The organism is Methylobacterium sp. yr668 (assembly GCF_900116245.1).
Lineage (GTDB): Bacteria > Pseudomonadota > Alphaproteobacteria > Rhizobiales > Beijerinckiaceae > Methylobacterium.
On sequence record NZ_FOZY01000009.1, the window covers coordinates 1 to 17,865 of the forward strand.

A 17,865-nucleotide genomic window follows, 5' to 3' on the forward strand; every position below is an offset into this window, starting at 1 on the left:
AGACGCGGGCCGATCTTCCGGCAGTAAACCTTTCCCCAAAAGGGCGTATCCGGTATTAGCCCTAGTTTCCCAGGGTTATTCCGAACCAGAAGGCACGTTCCCACGCGTTACTCACCCGTCCGCCGCTGACCCCGAAGGGCCCGCTCGACTTGCATGTGTTAAGCCTGCCGCCAGCGTTCGCTCTGAGCCAGGATCAAACTCTCACGTTGAAGAGATTGATCTGGCCGATCACGTATATTCTCAGACGGAGCCTCACATCGACCAAGTGCCAGACGCTTCACAGCGCCAGAACACCCGTCGGTGAGCTCAGAAAGAAGAACAACAGATCGGCACAAGTCTACTCACGCCAGATCCCAAGACCCAGCCGCAAGGACAAACGCCGCCCGCGTCTCCCTTCCTCAATCCAACTTGTCAAAGAACGCCTCAGTCGCCCGAGGCTCATCAGAGGCAAACAGAAGACCGCCCGGCAATCCCGCCGGCCAATCCCGCCGCTTGTCAGAAGATGGCTCAGCGCCCGGTCCACTTCCGCGGCCGGCGCCGATGAGCCGGGGTATAGATCCACGGTTCCCGGCCGTCAACAGGCTTGTTGGCCGGGAAGCCGATTTTCTTGGACTCCGCGGACGACAGGCGTGTGACGCCCGATTCGCCCTCCCGTTGAGCGTGCTCAGGCCTCGAGGCTCAGGGTCATGCCGTCATAGGCGGGCACGATGCCCTCCGGCAGGCGTGCCGCGAGGGCGCCGAAGTCGAGATCCGTGTGCAGGTTGGTCAGGACCGCGCGGCGTGGCTGCACCGACTCGATCAGCGCGAGGGCGTCCGAGACCGAGAAGTGGGTCGGGTGCGGGGTGTCCCGCAGGGCGTCGATGATCAGCAGGTCGAGACCGCGGAGCCGGGCGAGGCTCGCCTCCGGGATCAGGCTGACGTCGGGCATGTAGGCGGCCGCGCCGAAGCGGAAGCCCAGGGCCGCCTCGTTGCCGTGCTCCACCGGGAGCGATTCCACGGTGATCGCCCCCCCCTCCCCCTCTAGGGTCAGGTCGCGGCCGGCGGCGAGGTCGCGCAGGTCGAGGATCGGCGGGTAGGCGCTCCCGGGGGGCGTCTCGAAGCAGTAGCCGAACCGGGCCGTGAGCAGCGACCGCGTCAGGGCATCGGCGTAGACCGGGATGCGGGCCCGCATGGCGATCACCAGCGGGCGCAGGTCGTCGATCCCGTGGGTGTGGTCGGCGTGGGCGTGGGTGTAGAGCACCCCGTCGAGGCGCGTCACGCCGGCGTCGATGAGCTGCTCGCGCAGGTCCGGAGAGGTGTCGACCAGGAGCGTGGTCCGCCCCGCCCCCGACGCGCGCTCCACCAGGATCGAGCAGCGCCGCCGGCGGTTGCGCGGCTCCGCCGGGTCGCAGGCGCCCCAGCCGCTGCCGACCCGCGGCACCCCGCCGGACGAGCCGCAACCGAGGATGCGCAGGGTCAGGCTCGCCATCCGGATCTCCCGCTCCGACTCGTCACGCAGCGCCCGGGCGCGTTCCGGCGGCCTTGTCGAACAAGGTGAAGAAATTCGCCGTCGTGGTCCGGGCGAAGTCCTCGGCGGTCAGCCCCAGGGTCCCGGCCAGCGACCGGGCGGTGTCGGCCGTGTAGGCCGGCTCGTTGGTCCGTCCCCGGTGGGGCTCGGGGGCCAGGAACGGCGCGTCGGTCTCCACCAGGATCCGGTCGAGGGGCACGGCCCTGGCGATGTCGCGCAGGTCGTGCGAGCGCCGGAACGTGACGATGCCCGAGAAGGACACGTACAGCCCCAGCTCCACCCCGGCCTCCGCCAGCCGCCGCCCCGACGAGAAGCAGTGCAGCACCGCCCGGAACGGCGCCCGGCCCATCTCGTCGGCAAGCACCCGCTCCATGTGGTCGTCGGCGTCCCGGGCGTGGATCACGAGCGGCAGGCCGGAGAGCCGGGCCGCCGCGATGTGGGCGCGCAGCACCCGCTCCTGCACGGCCTCGGGGGCGGCGTCGGCGTAGTGGTAGTCGAGGCCGGCCTCGCCGATCCCGACGCAGCGCGGGCTGGCCTGGGCGAGGCCCGCGATCGTCTCGGCGGCGACGTCCGGCTCCTCGGCGGCCCCGTGGGGATGGGTGCCGACCGTGTGCCAAACCTCGGGATGGGCCTTGGCGATCGCCCGGTAGGTGTCGGCCTTGGCGACCCGGGTGGCGATCGTGAGCATGCCGGCGACGCCCGCGGCCTTGGCGCGGGCGATCACGCCCGGGAGGTCGGCGGCGAAGTCCGGGAAGTCGAGATGGCAGTGGCTGTCGATGAGCATCGGGTCTCGGGGCCGTCGGGCGGCAGGGTCCTTCAAGCGGCAAGGTCCTTCAGGCGGACGGAGTCTCGGGGCGCTCGAAGCGCGGGAAGATCGGCGCGGGGGCGGGGAGCGCCGTGCCGGGCACGAGCCGGCCCCCCTCCCCCACATCGGCGAGGCCGCGCCGGTCGGCCGGCACCGCCAGCAGGTCGAGGAGCTTGGCCGCCGCCCCCGGCACGAAGGGCTGGGTCAGGATGCCGAAGACGCGCAGGGATTCCAGCGTCGTGTAGAGCACCGCGTTCATCCGCGCCGGGTCGGACTTGCGCAGTTTCCATGGCTCCTGGGCGGCGAAGTAGCGGTTGGCCTCGGCCACCACGGCCCAGATCTCGGCCAGGACGGTGTGGAGCGCCAGCTCGCCCATGAGGGTCCGGGCCCGTGCCGGCAGGGCGTCGGCCTGGGCCAGCAGGGCCGTGTCGGCCGCGTCCAGGCTGCCCGGATCCGGCACCGCGCCGTCGCAGTTCTTGGCGACCATCGTGAGCGAGCGCTGGGCGAGGTTGCCGAGATCGTTGGCGAGATCGGCGTTGATCCGGCCGATGATCGCCTCGTGGCTGTAGCTGCCGTCGCCGCCGAACGGCACCTCGCGCAGCACGAAGTAGCGCACCGGGTCGACCCCGTAGGTGTCGGCGAGCTCGAACGGGTCGAGGACGTTGCCCAGCGACTTCGACATCTTCTCGCCCTTGGAGAGCAGGAAGCCGTGGCCGAAGACGCGCTTCGGGAGCGGCAGCCCGGCCGACATCAGGAAGGCCGGCCAGTAGACCGCGTGGAACCGGACGATGTCCTTGCCGATCACGTGCAGGTCCATCGGCCAGAATCTTTTTTGGGGGTTCTCCGCGTCGGGGAAGCCGGTGACGGTGAGATAGTTGGTGAGCGCGTCGACCCACACGTACATCACGTGGTTCGGATGCCCCGGCACCGGCACGCCCCAGTCGAAATTGGTGCGGCTGACCGAGAGGTCCTTGAGGCCGGAGCGCACGAAGCTCGCCACCTCGTTCCGGCGCGTGTCCGGCCCGATGAAATCCGGCTGATCCGCGTAGAGTTCCAGCAGCCGGTCCTGGTAGGCGGACAGTCTGAAAAGGAAATTCTCCTCCTCCATCCACTCGACCGGCGTGTCGGTGGCGAGGCTGCGGCGGCTGCCATCCTCCAGGAGCCGGGTCTCGGACTCGTCGTAGTAGGCCTCGTCGCGGACCGAGTACCAGCCGGCATACTTGTCGAGGTAGATGTCGCCGTTGGCCTCCATCCGCCGCCAGATCTCCTGGGCGGCGGCGTAGTGGCCGGGCTCGGTGGTGCGGATGAAGCGGTCGTAGGCGCAGTCCATCCGGTCGGCCATGGCCTGGAACCGGGCGGCCGTGCCGTCGACGTAGGCGCGCGGGGTGGTGCCGGCCCGGGTCGCGGCCTGCTGGATCTTGAGCCCGTGCTCGTCGGTCCCGGTGGAGAACAGCACGTCGTAGCCGTCGAGCCGGTGGAAGCGCGCGATCGCGTCGGCGGCGATCACCTCGTAGGCGTGGCCGATATGGGGCGCGCCGTTGGGGTAGGAGATCGCGGTCGAGAGACCGAACGTCTTTCGGGGATTCGCCGGGGCGTTGGACGTCACGTCTGTGGTGTTCCGGATGAGCGCGGGAAGCTGCCCGCGTTGTCGCGCGGCCGGCGCCGGGACGCAACCGTCGCCGCCTGCGGGCGCGACGGCGATCCTCCGCGGCGGCCGGCACCGGACACGCGTGATCGTCCGCGCGCGCGCGTGGCGCCGGGGGCATGGCCCGGGAGACGGCACGAGGGACGCGGGACGCCGCGGGAACCCAGGTGTCGGCCAAGTACGCGCGGGATCCGATCCCCGCGGCGCCCCGCGGCATCGACCGGGCATGGTCCCCAGCCGCTGCCGTCTGTCTCGTCGCGGCGTCTCCGACGTCCCGGTCCTGCGACTCCCCGTGAGCGGTCTCGGTCGCGGTGCGCGCACGCCGTGCCCGCACCTCCGGAACCCGCATCGGCGCCGTGGCCTTCCAGCCGTCCCCCGCCTCGTAGTGGGCGGGTCCGCAGGTCGCTCAGGGTCGGCCCAGAGGCGGGTCGGCGCGGGGGCATTTCCTCACCCCGCCGGGCACAGTGCCGCCCGGTCTCACGCCCGCATCCGAGGCACGCCCCGCACCGGTCCGTCGCCCGGGGCGATGGCGGCTGAGAGCCACCGACGCGGGCGCCGCCCCGTCCCCGGACCCGAACGGTCAGCCACCGGGCGGGCCCCCGAAGGACGCCCCGGGATCGCTCCCGGGCCGCCGCGGACAGGTGCGGTCAGGAAGCACAAAATAGGAACATTGTCAAGGGAAGCTGAGCCGCGCGCTGCGGTCGACGCGCACCTCTCCGTCATCGCGAGCGCAGCGAAGCGAGCCAGGGCGGCGCAACATCGGCAAGGTCGCGCTGCTGGCTCGCTTCGCTCCGCTCGCAAGGACGTCGGTGCCGAAGACTCATCGGCCGCGGGCACCGTCACATGGGCCGAGCCCTGCCGGCGTTCCGTCGCGCCGCCGGATCGGTGCACCACGCACGGCTGCCATCGACGTCACATCGGCCCGGAATGCCGAGCGCCAGCGGACGCAGATCCGCTCGCTAAGTTATTCTCGGAGCTTGAGGGACGCAGGAGCGTGACATATGAGCGATTCGAATCGGTATTGCGGGGTCTTTGTCGACGAAATGTATATAGAGATCGGACTTATGGCCGTACACGGTTCGATATATTGCGAATAACAGAGACAATAAGTCGATTATTGCTGAATTGGTCGATCGAATATGGGGGCGATGTGATCTATCTTTCGTTGATGTCTTGTCTTCAGGTCACGCTCCGGGGCATCCGGCTCCGCGCAACGGACGGGTTCTCCGGAGGCCGCGCGCCGGCGCCTCTCCGAGCGGCCTGAGCGCCGGGTCTTCTCGACGGCCGGGACACATCCCCGGACGCGCTTCAAGCTCTGGCAGGAGGTCGTCGCCGAACGGATCGGGCCGATCGAGCAGCGCCGGCGCGCCGACGGGCCGTTCGCGGGCGAGATCGAGATCGGCGCCGTCGGCCCGCTGACCTTCAGCCGGATCACCCAGAGCGCCCTCACGACCACGATCACCGCCGATACGGTCCGGCGCCGGCCTGACGGGCTGATCCGCTTGAACTTCCGTCTCGTCGGCGCGTCCACCTTTCAGCAGCACGGCCGCGAGGCGGTGCAGGGGACGGGAGACCTCACCGTCATCGACCATCACCCGGGCGTGCTGGACGCGCGCACGGATGGCCAGACCCTGGTCATGGCCCTGCCGCGGGAGCGCCTCGAGAGCCTGCTCGGACCGGCCCGGCTGTTCGCGGCCCTGACGATGCCCGCCGGATCGGCCACGACCCGCCTGGTGACGACCTTCTTCGGGGATCTGCTCCGGGTGAACCGGCAACTCTCCCCCGAGGCGGCGGAGCGCATGGCGACCATCGGCGTGGATCTGATCGTGGCCGCGCTCGCGGATCGGATGGCCCGGGAGGTGCCGCATTCCCTGCACGGCAGCGTCGTGGTCCAGCGCGCCAAGGCCCATGTCGAGGCGAATCTCGGCGACCAGACCCTCGATCCGCCCCGGCTCGCCGCCGCGATGGGCGTGTCCCTGCGCCGGCTCCAGGAACTGTTCCACGAGCGCGGCCAGCACATCTCCGACTGGATCTGGGAGCGCCGCCTCGCGGCGGCGGCCAGGCGCCTCTCCGATCCGGTCAGCCTGCACCGCCCGATCGGCGTCGTGGCCTACGAGTGCGGCTTCGCGACCCAGGCCCATTTCGCCCGGCGCTTCAAGGACCGCCACGGCCTGTCGCCCCGCGCCTACAGGGAAGCCGCGATCTTGCGCCTGTCCGGCAGCCGGCCGGATCCGTGAGACGCCGCGACTCCGGTGCCGGTCGCGGGCGGCCGGGACGCGGCGCCGGGACGAGGGGCGGTGCCGTGCCCCGGGGCACGGCTCCGACGTCGCGGCCCCCGCCGCCCTCACCCGGCGCAAGCCGCCTCCGGCCGCACCACTTCCCCGGCCGCGCGCCCCGCCGCGTCGAAGAGCGCGCGGCAATACGCGATCAGGCGATCGGTCCGGTCCGCGCCGCTCCGGAAGGCGATGTGCCCGTCCGGGCGCACCAGCACGAGCGCCGGCCGGCCCTCCAGCCCGTAGGCGCCGTGTGCCCGGCCGTCCAGATCCGACAGGACGGGCATCTCCGCCGCGATCAGGGGGCCGGCGAGGACGAGCCGCGGACGCAGCCAGGGCCAGGGCGCCACGGCCTGGACCGCCTCCAGAAGGAAGGGCGCCGCCTCCGGCGACCGTCCGTCGAAGCACAGGAGCGCCCAGCCCGTCGTCCATCCGTCCGGGTTGTAGAGGAACGGGAACAGGCGCGTGCGCACCCCGTCCCGCGTCACCGGCGCGTCCGGCGCGCGCTGGCCCGGCTTCGGCCCCGGCCGCAGCAGGTGCGTCAGGTTCGCGAGGCCCGACAGGTGATCCGCGTTCAGGAGGCTGCCGGGATAGGCGACGCCCATCTGCTGCATGTCGTCCGTCCCCTGCAGCAGGGAGCCCAGGTTCGGCAGCGCCTTCGCGGCCAGCCCCAGCACCGTGTCGGTGACGGGGCCGCGATAGACGGTCCACCGGAACCCGCGCACCTGCTGGGCGCTCAGCCGGGCGTGCTCGCCGCCGCGCTCGCCGTCGTAGGAGTCGAGGATGGCGGGCGCCGCCTCGCCCCGCAGGGTCATGGCCAGCCGCCACGCGATCTCGACCGCGTCGTGGAGGCCGGCATTCATCCCCTGGCCGCCGATCGGCAGGGACAGGTGCCCGGCATCGCCCGCCAGGAACACGCGGCCCCGCGCGTAGCCGGGGGAGACCCCGTAGGCGAAGCGGCTGTGGGTGAGCCATTGCGGGTCGCTCAGGGTGAGGGTCTCGTCGCCGGTGACCTCCCGGGCGAGGGCCTGGATCTCCGCGAGCGTCGGGTCGCGGTCCGGCACGCCGGCGTCGTCGGCCAGGAAGAACAGCCGGTGGTAGCCGCCCCAGACCGGCATGATGCCGGCGAAGCCGCGCGGGTAGTAGAAGAACCAGAGCTGGTCCGGCTCGGACCCGCGGCGCCAGGACAGCCGGGCGTCGACCTGCCGGTTCATGCAGCCCGCGAGCCGCTCGGGCTCGAAATCCAGGCCGAGCCGGGCGCGGACCGTGCTCCGGGCCCCGTCGGCGGCCACGCAGTAGCGGGCGCGCAGCCGCGTCTCCGGCCCGTCCGCGCCCCGCCGGAGGGTCACGGTGACGCCCGCCGCGTCCTGGTCGATGCCGGTCACCGTGCAGCCCCGGTCCAGCCGACCGCCGCGGGCCTCGAACGCGTCGATCAAGGTCCGCTCGATCACGTCCTGCCCGCTGTACAGGACGTCGGGATAGGGGCTGGCGACGTCGGCGATGGGGATCGGCGTCGTCGGCGCGCCGTCGACGAAGAAGTTGATGGTGCGGACCGCGTAGGCGTTCTCCGCCAGGGCGTCGCGCAGGCCGATGCCGGCGAGCAACTCCTGCGGGCGGGCCCAGAGATTGTTGGCCCGCGAGTACGCCCTGACCTCCGCGCGCTGCTCCAGGATCAGGCACGACACGCCGTGATGGCGCAGGGCGCAGCCCGCGGTCAGGCCGACGGGGCCCGCGCCGACGACGATCACGTCGGCGTCGTAGCCCGGGGCGGCGTGGGCGTCGGTCATCGGTCGGTCTCCTGTCGGCTTTCCTGTCGGGTCTCGTGCGGGGTCTCGTGCGGGGTCTCGTGCGGGGTCTCGTGCGGGGTCTCGTGCGGGGTCTCGTGCGGGGTCTCGTGCGGGGTCTCCTGCCGGGCCTCCGCGGCGATGGACGCGATGGCGGCGTGGGAGGCGCCGATCCGCCGCTGCAGGCCCTGCAGCAGCGCGGCGGCGGCCTCGACGGCCTCGGGCGCGAGGCCCTCGGTGAGCCCGTCCGACCAGAGGGCGTTGCGCGCCATCGCCTGCCGATAGGCCCCCGCGCCCCGCGGGGTCATGGCGACGAGGGGCGCGCGGCGGTGGTGGGGGTTGGGCGCGAGCCGGATCAGCCCGTCGGCCCGCATCTCGCCGACGAGGCGCTGCACCGACTGGCGGGCGAGGCCCATGTTGCGGGCGATGTGGGCGACGGGCAGCGGCGCCGGCGCGAGGGCGATGGCCCCCAGCACCTGCCAGCGGGCGCTGGTGAGCCCGAGATCCTGCACCAGCGTGTCGCCGGCCGCGAGCAGGTCGCCGTTGAGGCGGAACACCGCGACCACGAGGTCCGACAGGGCGTGCCGGGTCCGGTCGCGGTCGCGGGCTGTCCGAGGCGGGTCGGGCTCCATGGGGCACGTCCTGACGGCAGGATGTTGTCAGAATGACAGTATGCTGTCATCGCGCGGACAACGGCGCCGGCGCCGGACGGTTCCACGCCGGCGGCGGGCCGGATCCCGATGTCGGATACGGGGACGGGTGCCCGCCGGGCCCTAAGCCACCGCCGCGAGATCCCCGAACAGCGACAGCACGACCGGGCGCCGGTCGAGGTTGTAGATCGCCGCCTCCCGGGCGGCGCGGCCGAACCGGTCGGCGACCTCCACCAAGGCCGCGAGGCGGGCGGGGGGCTCATCCCGGCGCCGGTCGATCTCGGCCGAGACGAAGCGCAGCACCGCGTCCTGGGCGGCCTCGAACCGCGCCTCGGCGTCGCGGCCCGCCAGGGTCTCGGCGAGCTTGAGCACCCGGCCCCAGTCGGGCGTGCGCGCCCGCGCCAGCAGGGTCTCGATCTCGGCCACGAGGCCGGCGGTGACCGGATCGAGCATCGCGAGCGCGCGGGCGACCGAGCCCTCGCACTGGGCCAGTGCCCGGGCCAGGGCGGTCTCGTCGGGCTGCGCGAAGGGCTCGGGCAGGCCGCGCACCACCCGGGCGACGTCCTCGGCCGGGAGGGGGCGCAGCATCAGCGCCCGGCAGCGGGAGCGGATGGTCGGCAGCAGCCGGCCGGGCTGGTGGGACAGGATCAGGAACAGCGCGCGGGGCGGCGGCTCCTCCAGCACCTTCAGCAGCGCGTTGGCGGCGTTGGCGTTCAGGTCCTCGGCGCTGTCGAGGATGCAGACGCGCCAGCCCGAATCCGCGGCCGTCGAGGCGAACAGGTCGAGGGCGCGGCGCACGGCGTCGACCGAGATCTTGGTCGGCAGCGTCTTGGCGCCGGCGCTCCGGTGGCGGCGCAGGACCACGAGGTTCGGGTGCGACAGGCCCGCCACCTTGCCGAGGACGGCGTCGCCCGCCGGCACGGCGAGGCCCGCCGGGCCCCCGCCCCCCGGGTAGGCGAGCAGGCGCCGGGCGACCCGGTAGGCCAGGGTCGCCTTGCCGATGCCGGGGGCGCCGCCGATCAGCCACGCGTGGTGCAGGCGCCCCGCCGCGATGGCGGCCGCGAAGGCGTCGGCCGCGGCCGCGTGGCCGACGAGCCCGAGGGTCTCGCGCGGGCGCGGGATCCCGGCGAGGTCCCCGGGCTCGACGTCGTCGGCGGCGCGGTCGGTGGGCTTCACGGGGCGGGTCTCACGGGGCGGGCTTCACGGGCGGGCTTCATGGAGTGGGTCTCACGGCGCGGGCCGGCGGCCTCCGATCTGGGCGGCGCGCCCGCGCGACTGCTTACACGGCCGCCGGCCAGGATGGGACCGGTCGGGCCGGGACCGGCCCCGCCCGTACGGCCGCTCACGCGGCGTCGCCGCTCCGGCCCGCCCCCGCCGGCCGGTCGGGCAGGAGCGCCGGCAGCCGGGACGCGACGGCGGCGCGGATCGCCGCCTCGACCGCGTCGGGATCGCGGGACGCGTCGATCACCGCGCAGCGCCCCGGTTCCGCCCGGGCGATCGCCAGGAAGGCCTCCCGCAGCCGGACGTGGAAGTCGAGGGCCTCGGCCTCGAACCGGTCGGCCCCCTGCCCCGTCCGGGCGCCGCGCCCGGCCGCGCGGGCGAGGCCGGACTCGGGGGCGAGGTCGAGGATCAGGGTGAGATCGGGCCGGGTCGGGCCGACGACGACCCGCTCCAGGGCGTCCACGAGCCCGGGATCGAGGCCCCCGGCGGCGCCCTGGTAGGCCCGGGTCGAGTCGATGAACCGGTCGCACAGCACGGTCTCGCCCCGGCGGAGCGCCGGGCGGATCAGCCGGTCGAGATGGTCGATCCGGGCGGCGCTGAACAGCAGGGCCTCCGCGAAGGGGCCGTAGGGCTTGGCGACGCCGTCGAGCAGCGCCGTGCGGATCTCCTCCGCCCGCGGCGAGCCGCCGGGCTCGCGCGTCACGCAGACGGGCCGCCCCGAGCGCGCGCGCAGGGTCGCGGCGAGGCGGGCGATCTGGGTCGACTTGCCGGCCCCCTCCCCGCCCTCGACGGTGATGAAGGTGCCGCCCGCCCCGGCGGGATCCCCGGACAGCGGCCCGGTCACGCGCGCGCCGTCACGACGGGTTGGCCGCCCCGGCAGCACCCTTGTCCCCGCCCTTGTCGGTTCCCTTGTCGGTTCCCTTGCCGGCCCGGTCGAAGGCCTTGCGGACGAGGCCGGTGCCGAATTCCAGCGCCGCGTCCATCGCCCGCTGCGACAGGGTGCCGGGCTCCACCGCGGCGCCGGCGAAGAGCGGCTGGTCGAGGGCGACGGTGTCGCCGCGCTGGACGCGCAGGATCCCGACCCGCTGGCCCTCCTCCACCGGGGCGATGAGCGGCCCGGTATAGATCGCCCTGGCGCTGACCCGGTCGCTGGAGCCCCGCGGCAGCAGCACCCGCACGGGCTTCTTCGCCACCAGCGGCACCGAGCCCGACTGGCCGCCGAACACCGAGGCCTCGGCCACGGTCTCGCCCGGCGCGAAGACCTGCCGGGGCTCGAAGGCGCGGAAGCCCCACTCCATCAGCTTGCGCGACTCGGAGGCGCGGTCCCGGGCGGTCTTGAGCCCCGAGACCACCAGCACGAGCCGCTGGCCGTTCTGCACCGCCGAGCCGGTGAGCGCGTAGCCGGATTCCTCCAGGTAGCCGGTCTTGAGCCCGTCCGCGCCGATGTCGAGGGCGAGCAGCGGGTTGCGGTTCTGCTGGCGGATCTTGTTCCAGGTGAACTCCTTCTCGGCGAAGATCTTGTAGTAGTCCGGGTAGGTGTCGATGATGTGCAGCGCGAGCTTCGCCATGTCCCGGGCCGTGACCTTCTGGTCGGGCGCCGAGTAGCCGGTGGCGTTGCGGAAGGTCGAGTTCGTCAGCCCGATCTCCTTGGCGCGCTGGTTCATCAGCCCGGCGAAGGCCTCCTCGGAGCCGGCCATGTTCTCCGCGATGGTGATGGCCGCGTCGTTGCCCGACTGCACGATCAGGCCGCGCAGCAGGTCCGCCATCTTGATGCGGCTGTTCACCTGCGCGAACATCGACGAGCCGCCGCCCCCGGCCCCGCCGCGCTTCCACGCGTCCTCGGTGACGGTGAACTCCGTGTCCATCGACAGGCGGCCGGATTTCAGCGCCTCGAACACGATGTCGGTGGTCATGAGCTTGGCCATGCTGGCCGGCGAGAACCGCTCGTCGGCGGCCTTCTCGAACAGGACCGAGCCGGAATCGGCGTCGATCAGGATCGCGTGCGGGGCCGCGGTCTGGAAAGTCTGCGCGGCGGCGGCGGCGAGGCCGGCGCCCAGCGCGCAGGCGGCCGCGAGAAGGGTGAGAAGGGGTCTGCGCATCACCGTTCCGTCCCGCGCCTGCCGTCGGGCCGGAAGCGTCCCGCCCGTATCCCAATAACAAGCGTGACCATATTACGGTTTCGGCGCCGGATCGAATGCGAAATGCCGCATCGGCCGCCACATCGGCCGCCACATCGACCGCCACATGGGCCGCCGGACCCGTCGGGCGGCCGCGGGTCGGCCCGGGCGCCGCCGTCAGTAGATCCCGGCGAGGCGGGCGTGTCCCGCCTTGCCGGCGGTCTTGGTGGCCGGCCCCTTGGCGGCGGGGGCCTTGGGGGCGGTCTTGGCAGAGGTGGTCGCGGAGCCGTTCGCGGCCGGCGCACCGGCCTTCGTGGCCGACGCCCTGGCCGGCACCGCGGCGAGGCGCGCCATGGCGAGCTTGGCCGAGGCCGGCATCGCGGCGGGCATCGCGGCCGGGGACGCGCCGTGCGGCGCGGAGGACGGGCCCGACGACGCCTTGGCGAGCTTCACGGTCCCGGGCGCCGGGACCGCCCGGCGATGGACCTCGGCGAGGGCCGGGCCGGCCTTCGGGCCGGCCTTCCCGGCGGCATGACCGTGCGCCGGCGGCGCGGCCGGGGCGAGGCCAGGGGTGTGGGCCGGGTTGAGACCCGCGACCTTCAGGGTCCCGGCCCCGAGGCCGCCCCTGGCGGCGACGGCCGGCACGGGGGCGGGCCGGAACTCGCGCACCCGCGGGGCGGTGGGCTGCACGGCCGCCGGGACCGTCACGGCGGCCGAGGCCAGCACGATCGGCGCGCGCACCGGCGCCGTCCGCTCGGGCCGGGCGGCCGGGGCCTCGGCGGGCGCCTTCCCGGCCGCCGTCCCGGCCTCCGTCCCGCTCTCCTCCGCCTCCTGGGCGGGCCTGAAGGCCAGAGCCGGGGCTGAGCGCGTGTAGCGCTCGGTGTCCTCCGTCGGGCCGAGATCGGCCATCATCACGGTCGAGCGGCCGGCCGGCCGCCCGTCGGTGCGCAGGCTCGCGAGGAGCTTGCGGTCGTCGCTGCCGGCCACCGAGGCCTTGCCGACATACTCGACGCGCACCCGCGCGGTGCCCCTCCGGTGGAAGCCCAGCGCTTCGGCCGCATCCTCCGACACGTCCATGACCCGGCCGGCATGGTAGGGGCCGCGGTCGTTGACGCGCACCAGCATCGAGTAGCCGTTCTCGAGGTTCGTCACCCGGGCGTAGCTCGGCAGCGGCAGGGTCGGGTGGGCGGCGGCGATCGAGTGGCGGTCGAAGACCTCGCCGTTGGCGGTCATGCGGCCGTGGAAGGCCGAGCCGTACCAGGAGGCGAGCCCCTCGCGGACGTAGCCGCTCGGATTCTCCTTCGGCACGTAGGTCTGCCCGGCCACCACGTAGGGCTTGCCGGTGTAGCGGCGCCCGCCGCCCTTCGGGATCACGTCGCCCTCGTTGTAGAGGCGCGGGCTCGCCTTCACCCCGTATTTCGGGTCGATCCCGTTCCCGGCGGCGAGCTTCTGCTGGGGCGAGGTCGCGCAGTTGGCCGTGGCCAGGGCCACGCCCGAGACGGCGATGAGCCGCAGGGCGAGGCGCGCCGGCCGGGGAAGCGTCGTGCGCACCATCGTGGGGTTCACCAAACTCTACGCGTGAGCGGGGCCCGACCGGACCGGAGCCGGCCGCGTGCACGGGGCCGCGATCGGTCCACCCAGATTTGTAGCGGTCGCGTAAAGGAAGCCTGAACGATGGGCTGCGGCCGGGTTCAGGAAGCGGGCCGCGCGGCCGGTCGGTTCTCGAGCATTGCGCGCGGATCGACGGGCAACATCTTGTTCGGGAACGGATTTTTCAAATTCTTACTGGCGCGCCCGTCCGACCGCCCCCGGGCGCGGCGCTCCACTTTTCCGTGTGGGAGCGGGGCCAGGATCGCGATGGCTCGGGACCGAGTCGGTGCGGAGGCCGCGGGCCGCTTGATCCGCGCCGGCCCTCCGCGGCGCCGCGGTCCCGGAGGGCCGGAAGGCGCCGCGCGCAGCAGCGGCACGCTCCGGAGCGGCCGCGCCGCCCCGGGTTCGAGCCCGGTCCGGCCTCAGCGGGACTGCGTGTCGGTGAGCTGCCCGATCGACTGGGCGCCGCGCTGCTTGAACAGCAGGTCGAGGCCTTCCAGCATCAGCGCGTGCATCTTGGTCCGCTCGGCGTAGGCGAGGTCGCGCAGCTGGTCGTAGACCGGCGGCTCCAGGTAGACCGACATCTGGCGGGCGCGCTGCTTGAGCGTGGCCGCCTGCTTCGGCGCCGGGGGCGCGAGGGTGAGCGACACGATCTCGGCGCCCTGCGGCCGGGCCGCCTGGGGCCGGGCCGGCGGGCTCGCCGAGGCCACGATCGCCGCGAGGCTGAGCTTAGGCGGCTTGGACATGCTGGCCCGTCCTCAGGGACTGCGTGCGGCGCTCGATCCACGACCAGAGGCGGCGGACCTCGCCGGCGGCCTGGCCCTTGGGGTTGAACTCGGTGACGCCCTGGCCGAGGCCGATCGCGTCCTGGTGGTCGGTGCGGGCGACGATGTTCACGTCGGGCAGGATGCCGAGCACCGCGAGCCCGTCCGCGGCGTCGCGGACCCGGTAGGAGCGCGGCGGGGTCTGGTTCAGCACGAAGGCGAACTTCTTCTCCAGCCGGTAGACGGCGGCCAGGGTCGGCTTGAACGCCCGCAGGTCCGCGGGGGTCGGCCGGCACGGGATGATGCACAGATCCGCGGCGCGGATCGCCGAGAGGGTGCCGGTGGAATCGACGCCGGGCGTGTCGATGAACACGTAGTCGTAGGCGGAGTCGCGCAGGCGCTCCATCACGGCGTCGATCTGGGTGGCGTCGATCTGCGCCACCTCGGGACCGTCGGCCGTGCGGTGGTCCAGCCAGTCGGAGATCGTGGCCTGCCGGTCCATCTCCAGGATGCAGACCGTGTGGCCCGCCTCCCGGGCGGCCACCGCCAGGGAGATGCACAGCGTGCTCTTGCCGCTGCCGCCCTTCTGCGTGACGAAGGTGATCGCTTTCATCCCGGGCGTCCTCCAGAAGGCCCCATGCATCCGTCCGGGCGCCCGCAACTGCCGGTCGCCGCGCCGTCTGTGCCAACCTCAGGTATGGGATTCGCGGCGTGCCGCGATCCTGTGACCCAAGGATGTCGGGGCATAGGTTGGGGTCGACATGGTTAACGAGCCGTTAAGACAACGGTCCCTCGCGGATATCCCCGCCCAGTGCGGCAGCAGGACAGCAGTCTAAACTTCAAGTTAAGATTCTTGGCATATAGAGGGTTAACAGCCTTTCCAGCGACGCCCGGATACCGTAGCGTGAGCGCGGGTGAGACGAGGAGCTTGGTGGGGGTGAAAACCTCAAGTTTAAAGACAAGGATCGCCCCATCGAGGAATGGCATGTCCGAAGCCCCGATCCCGCAATCCATTCTGGAGGCCTCCGGCGTCGTGGGCACCTGGGCCCACGATTACTGGGCGGGGCAGCTGGCGCTCTCGGCCCCGCTCGCGGATCTGCTCGGCCTGGACCCCGAGGCGGCCGCCGCCGGCGTGTCCCTGGAGGCCTTCCTCGACCGCACCCATCCCGAGGACCGCGTCCGGATCGAGAGCTATCTCCACGCGGTGGCCGAGACCGGCGGTCCCGTCGAGGCGGAGTTCCGCACGAAGGACACCCGCACCGGGATCCGCACGCTGCTGATGCGCGGCCGGATCGAGCGCGACCCCGCCGGCGGGGCGACCCGCGGGCGCGGCATCGCCATCGACCGCACCGAGGAGCAGGCCGCGAACCTCGTGCAGAGCGAGCGGGTGGTGAACCGGATGGCCGAGCACGTCATCGCCCTGCGCGACCTCGCCCGCGCCCTGCACCGGCCGTCGCTGACCGACCGGATCGAGCACCTGATGATCGAGATCGGCTTCGAGCTCGCCCGCTTCCTGCCCGAACCCGAGGACGAGCCGCGCCATTGAGCGCGCGACGGGGCGCGGAAGCCCCGCCGGACCGATTGATCGCGCCCGTTCCGGCAAGCTACTGTCCCGGCAACACTTTGCCGGGAGGACGGGGATGGCCCGCGACACGATCTACGACCGCGACCTCGACCGCGTCCCGGCCAACCACCAGCCGCTGACGCCCCTGCTCTACCTGGACCGGGCCGCGCGGGTGTTTCCCGACCACGTCGCGGTGGTCCACGGCCCCCTGCGGCGGCCCTACCGGGAGGTCTACGCCCGGGCCCGCCGCCTCGCCTCGGCGCTGGCGGCGCGCGGGATCGGCCGCGGCGACACCGTGGCGGCGCTGCTCGCCAACACCCCCGAGATGATCGAGTGCCACTATGGCGTGCCGATGACCGGGGCGGTGCTCAACACCCTCAACACCCGCCTCGACGCCGACGCGATCCGCTTCTGCCTGCAGCACGGCGAGGCCAAGGTGCTGATCACCGACCGCGAGTTCTCCCGGACGGCCGCCGGGGCCCTGGAGGGGCTGGAGCCCAAGCCCTTCGTGATCGACGTCGACGATCCCGAGTACGACGGCCCGGGCGCCCGCCTGGGCGCGACCGACTACGAGGCCTTCCTGGCCGGCGGCGACCCGGAGCACGACTGGCGGCTGCCGGACGACGAGTGGGACGCGATCACCCTGAACTATACGTCGGGCACCACCGGCGACCCGAAGGGCGTGGTCTACCACCATCGCGGGGCGGCGCTGCTGGCCCTCGGCAACGTCATCACGGGCGGCCTCGGCCAGCACCCGGTCTATCTCTGGACCCTGCCGATGTTCCACTGCAACGGCTGGTGCTTCCCCTGGACCCTGTCGATCGTGGCCGGGACCCATGTCTGCCTGCGGCAGGTGCGGGCCGAGACGATGTACCGGCTGATGGCCGAGCACGGGGTCACGCATCTCTGCGGCGCGCCGATCGTCATGCAGATGCTGATCAACGCCCCCGATGCCGAGCGCCGCGACCTGCCCCGGCGCGTCGCCTTCTTCACCGCCGCGGCCCCGCCGCCGGAGGCGGTGCTGGCCGGCATGTCGGAGGCCGGGTTCGACGTGACCCACCTGTACGGCCTGACCGAGAGCTACGGCCCGGCGGTGGTCAACGCCTGGCACGCCGACTGGGACGCGCTGGCGGCCGACCAGCGGGCAGCCCGGAAGGCCCGCCAGGGCGTGCGCTACCCGGTGCTCGAGGCCCTCGACGTGCGCGACCCGGAGACGCTGGAGTCGGTGCCCGCCGACGGGGCGACGATCGGCGAGGTGATGATGCGCGGCAACGTGGTGATGCGCGGCTACCTCAAGAACCCGGCGGCTACGCAGGCCGCCTTCAAGGGCGGCTGGTTCCGCACGGGCGACCTCGGGGTGAAGCACCCGGACGGCTACGTGCAGCTCAAGGACCGCTCGAAGGACATCATCATCTCGGGCGGCGAGAACATCTCGTCGATCGAGGTCGAGGACGCCCTGTTCAAGCACCCGGCAGTGGCCGCGGCCGCGGTGGTGGCCAAGCCCGACGCGAAGTGGGGCGAGACGCCCTGCGCCTTCGTCGAGCTCAAAGCCGGCGCGACCCCCACGGCCGACGAGCTGATCCAGTGGTGCCGGGGGCGGCTGGCCTCCTACAAGCTCCCCCGCCACGTGGTCTTCGGCGAGCTGCCGAAGACCTCCACCGGCAAGGTGCAGAAGTTCATCCTGCGCGAGCGGGCCCGGCAGGACGGGGCCTGATCCGCGCCCGGCCCGGCACCCGTCGATCGGAGCGGCGGGCCGGTCAGGCCTGCGGCGGATCCCGGCGGTCGACGCGCACCGGCACCGGCACGGGCTTCGGGGCGGACCCGGCGTCGCGGAGGTCGGCCAGGATCTGGGCGACGAACGCCTGGAGCGACACGAGGCTGAACAGGGTGATCGACGCGACCAGGGCGGCGGAGACCAGGGTCTTGACGGTTTCGGGATCCACGG

15 protein-coding genes, 1 rRNA gene and 1 pseudogene are annotated in these 17,865 nt (G+C 72.9%); 4 read left to right on the forward strand and 13 right to left on the reverse strand.

All coding sequences use genetic code 11. The annotated features are described in order from the left end of the window. From BM419_RS13480 to metG, 4 genes are all read right to left on the reverse strand, one after another. A 16S ribosomal RNA gene (locus BM419_RS13480) occupies positions 1-209 on the reverse strand; the annotation flags it as partial. 455 nt (positions 210-664) lie between these two features. Continuing rightward, positions 665-1,468: an MBL fold metallo-hydrolase gene (locus tag BM419_RS13485; protein ID WP_020095550.1), complete on the reverse strand. Its 804-nt coding sequence runs from the start codon at positions 1,466-1,468 to the stop codon at positions 665-667. Positions 1,469-1,490: 22 nt separating this feature from the next. Further along, a complete protein-coding gene (locus BM419_RS13490) occupies positions 1,491-2,291 on the reverse strand; it encodes a TatD family hydrolase (protein ID WP_020095551.1) in 801 nt (266 codons plus the stop codon). Positions 2,292-2,340: 49 nt separating this feature from the next. Further along, a complete protein-coding gene (gene metG, locus BM419_RS13495) occupies positions 2,341-3,918 on the reverse strand; it encodes a methionine--tRNA ligase (protein WP_020095552.1) in 1,578 nt (525 codons plus the stop codon). Between the two features lie 1,367 nt (positions 3,919-5,285). Between metG and BM419_RS33370 the strand changes: the two are divergent. Together BM419_RS33370 and BM419_RS33375 are read left to right on the forward strand one after the other, a co-directional pair. Beyond that, positions 5,286-5,783, forward strand: a pseudogene (locus BM419_RS33370) (AraC family transcriptional regulator); the annotation flags it as partial. Positions 5,784-5,921: 138 nt separating this feature from the next. After that, a complete protein-coding gene (locus BM419_RS33375) occupies positions 5,922-6,194 on the forward strand; it encodes a helix-turn-helix domain-containing protein (RefSeq protein WP_326491908.1) in 273 nt (90 codons plus the stop codon). A 107-nt stretch (positions 6,195-6,301) separates the two neighbouring features. Here BM419_RS33375 and BM419_RS13510 read toward each other — a convergent pair whose 3' ends face one another. From BM419_RS13510 to BM419_RS13545, 8 genes are all read right to left on the reverse strand, one after another. Continuing rightward, positions 6,302-8,017, reverse strand: coding sequence for an FAD-dependent monooxygenase (locus tag BM419_RS13510; RefSeq protein WP_020095554.1), 1,716 nt, complete (start codon positions 8,015-8,017; stop codon positions 6,302-6,304). Beyond that, the gene (locus tag BM419_RS13515; RefSeq protein ID WP_091926751.1) at positions 8,014-8,646 is read right to left on the reverse strand and encodes a MarR family winged helix-turn-helix transcriptional regulator; all 633 of its coding nucleotides are present in this window, start codon (positions 8,644-8,646) and stop codon (positions 8,014-8,016) included. Before BM419_RS13515 ends, BM419_RS13510 begins: the two co-directional genes overlap by 4 nt. A 141-nt stretch (positions 8,647-8,787) precedes the next feature. Further along, positions 8,788-9,840 (reverse strand): DNA polymerase III subunit delta', encoded by a 1,053-nt coding sequence (locus BM419_RS13520; RefSeq protein WP_020095556.1) that lies wholly within the window; start codon positions 9,838-9,840, stop codon positions 8,788-8,790. A gap of 166 nt (positions 9,841-10,006) precedes the next feature. Further along, the gene (tmk, locus tag BM419_RS13525; protein WP_085986749.1) at positions 10,007-10,729 is read right to left on the reverse strand and encodes a dTMP kinase; all 723 of its coding nucleotides are present in this window, start codon (positions 10,727-10,729) and stop codon (positions 10,007-10,009) included. Between the two features lie 10 nt (positions 10,730-10,739). Next, entirely contained in the window at positions 10,740-11,984 is a 1,245-nt protein-coding gene (locus tag BM419_RS13530) for a D-alanyl-D-alanine carboxypeptidase family protein (protein ID WP_020095558.1), read from the reverse strand. 195 nt (positions 11,985-12,179) lie between these two features. Further along, complete coding sequence (locus BM419_RS13535) at positions 12,180-13,556, reverse strand: septal ring lytic transglycosylase RlpA family protein (RefSeq protein WP_020095559.1); 1,377 nt, start codon at positions 13,554-13,556, stop codon at positions 12,180-12,182. Positions 13,557-14,014: 458 nt separating this feature from the next. Next, entirely contained in the window at positions 14,015-14,338 is a 324-nt protein-coding gene (locus BM419_RS13540; RefSeq protein WP_020095560.1) for a ribbon-helix-helix domain-containing protein, read from the reverse strand. Then, the gene (locus BM419_RS13545) at positions 14,322-14,969 is read right to left on the reverse strand and encodes a ParA family protein (RefSeq protein WP_012318487.1); all 648 of its coding nucleotides are present in this window, start codon (positions 14,967-14,969) and stop codon (positions 14,322-14,324) included. Before BM419_RS13545 ends, BM419_RS13540 begins: the two co-directional genes overlap by 17 nt. Positions 14,970-15,341: 372 nt before the next feature. Here BM419_RS13545 and BM419_RS13550 point away from each other — a divergent pair, with 372 nt between their 5' ends. Continuing rightward, positions 15,342-15,902: a PAS domain-containing protein gene (locus BM419_RS13550; RefSeq protein WP_020095561.1), complete on the forward strand. Its 561-nt coding sequence runs from the start codon at positions 15,342-15,344 to the stop codon at positions 15,900-15,902. Between the two features lie 94 nt (positions 15,903-15,996). Continuing rightward, the gene (locus BM419_RS13555; protein ID WP_020095562.1) at positions 15,997-17,634 is read left to right on the forward strand and encodes an acyl-CoA synthetase; all 1,638 of its coding nucleotides are present in this window, start codon (positions 15,997-15,999) and stop codon (positions 17,632-17,634) included. A gap of 43 nt (positions 17,635-17,677) precedes the next feature. Here BM419_RS13555 and BM419_RS13560 read toward each other — a convergent pair whose 3' ends face one another. Then, complete coding sequence (locus BM419_RS13560) at positions 17,678-17,863, reverse strand: hypothetical protein (protein WP_020095563.1); 186 nt, start codon at positions 17,861-17,863, stop codon at positions 17,678-17,680. Positions 17,864-17,865 lie beyond the last annotated feature (2 nt).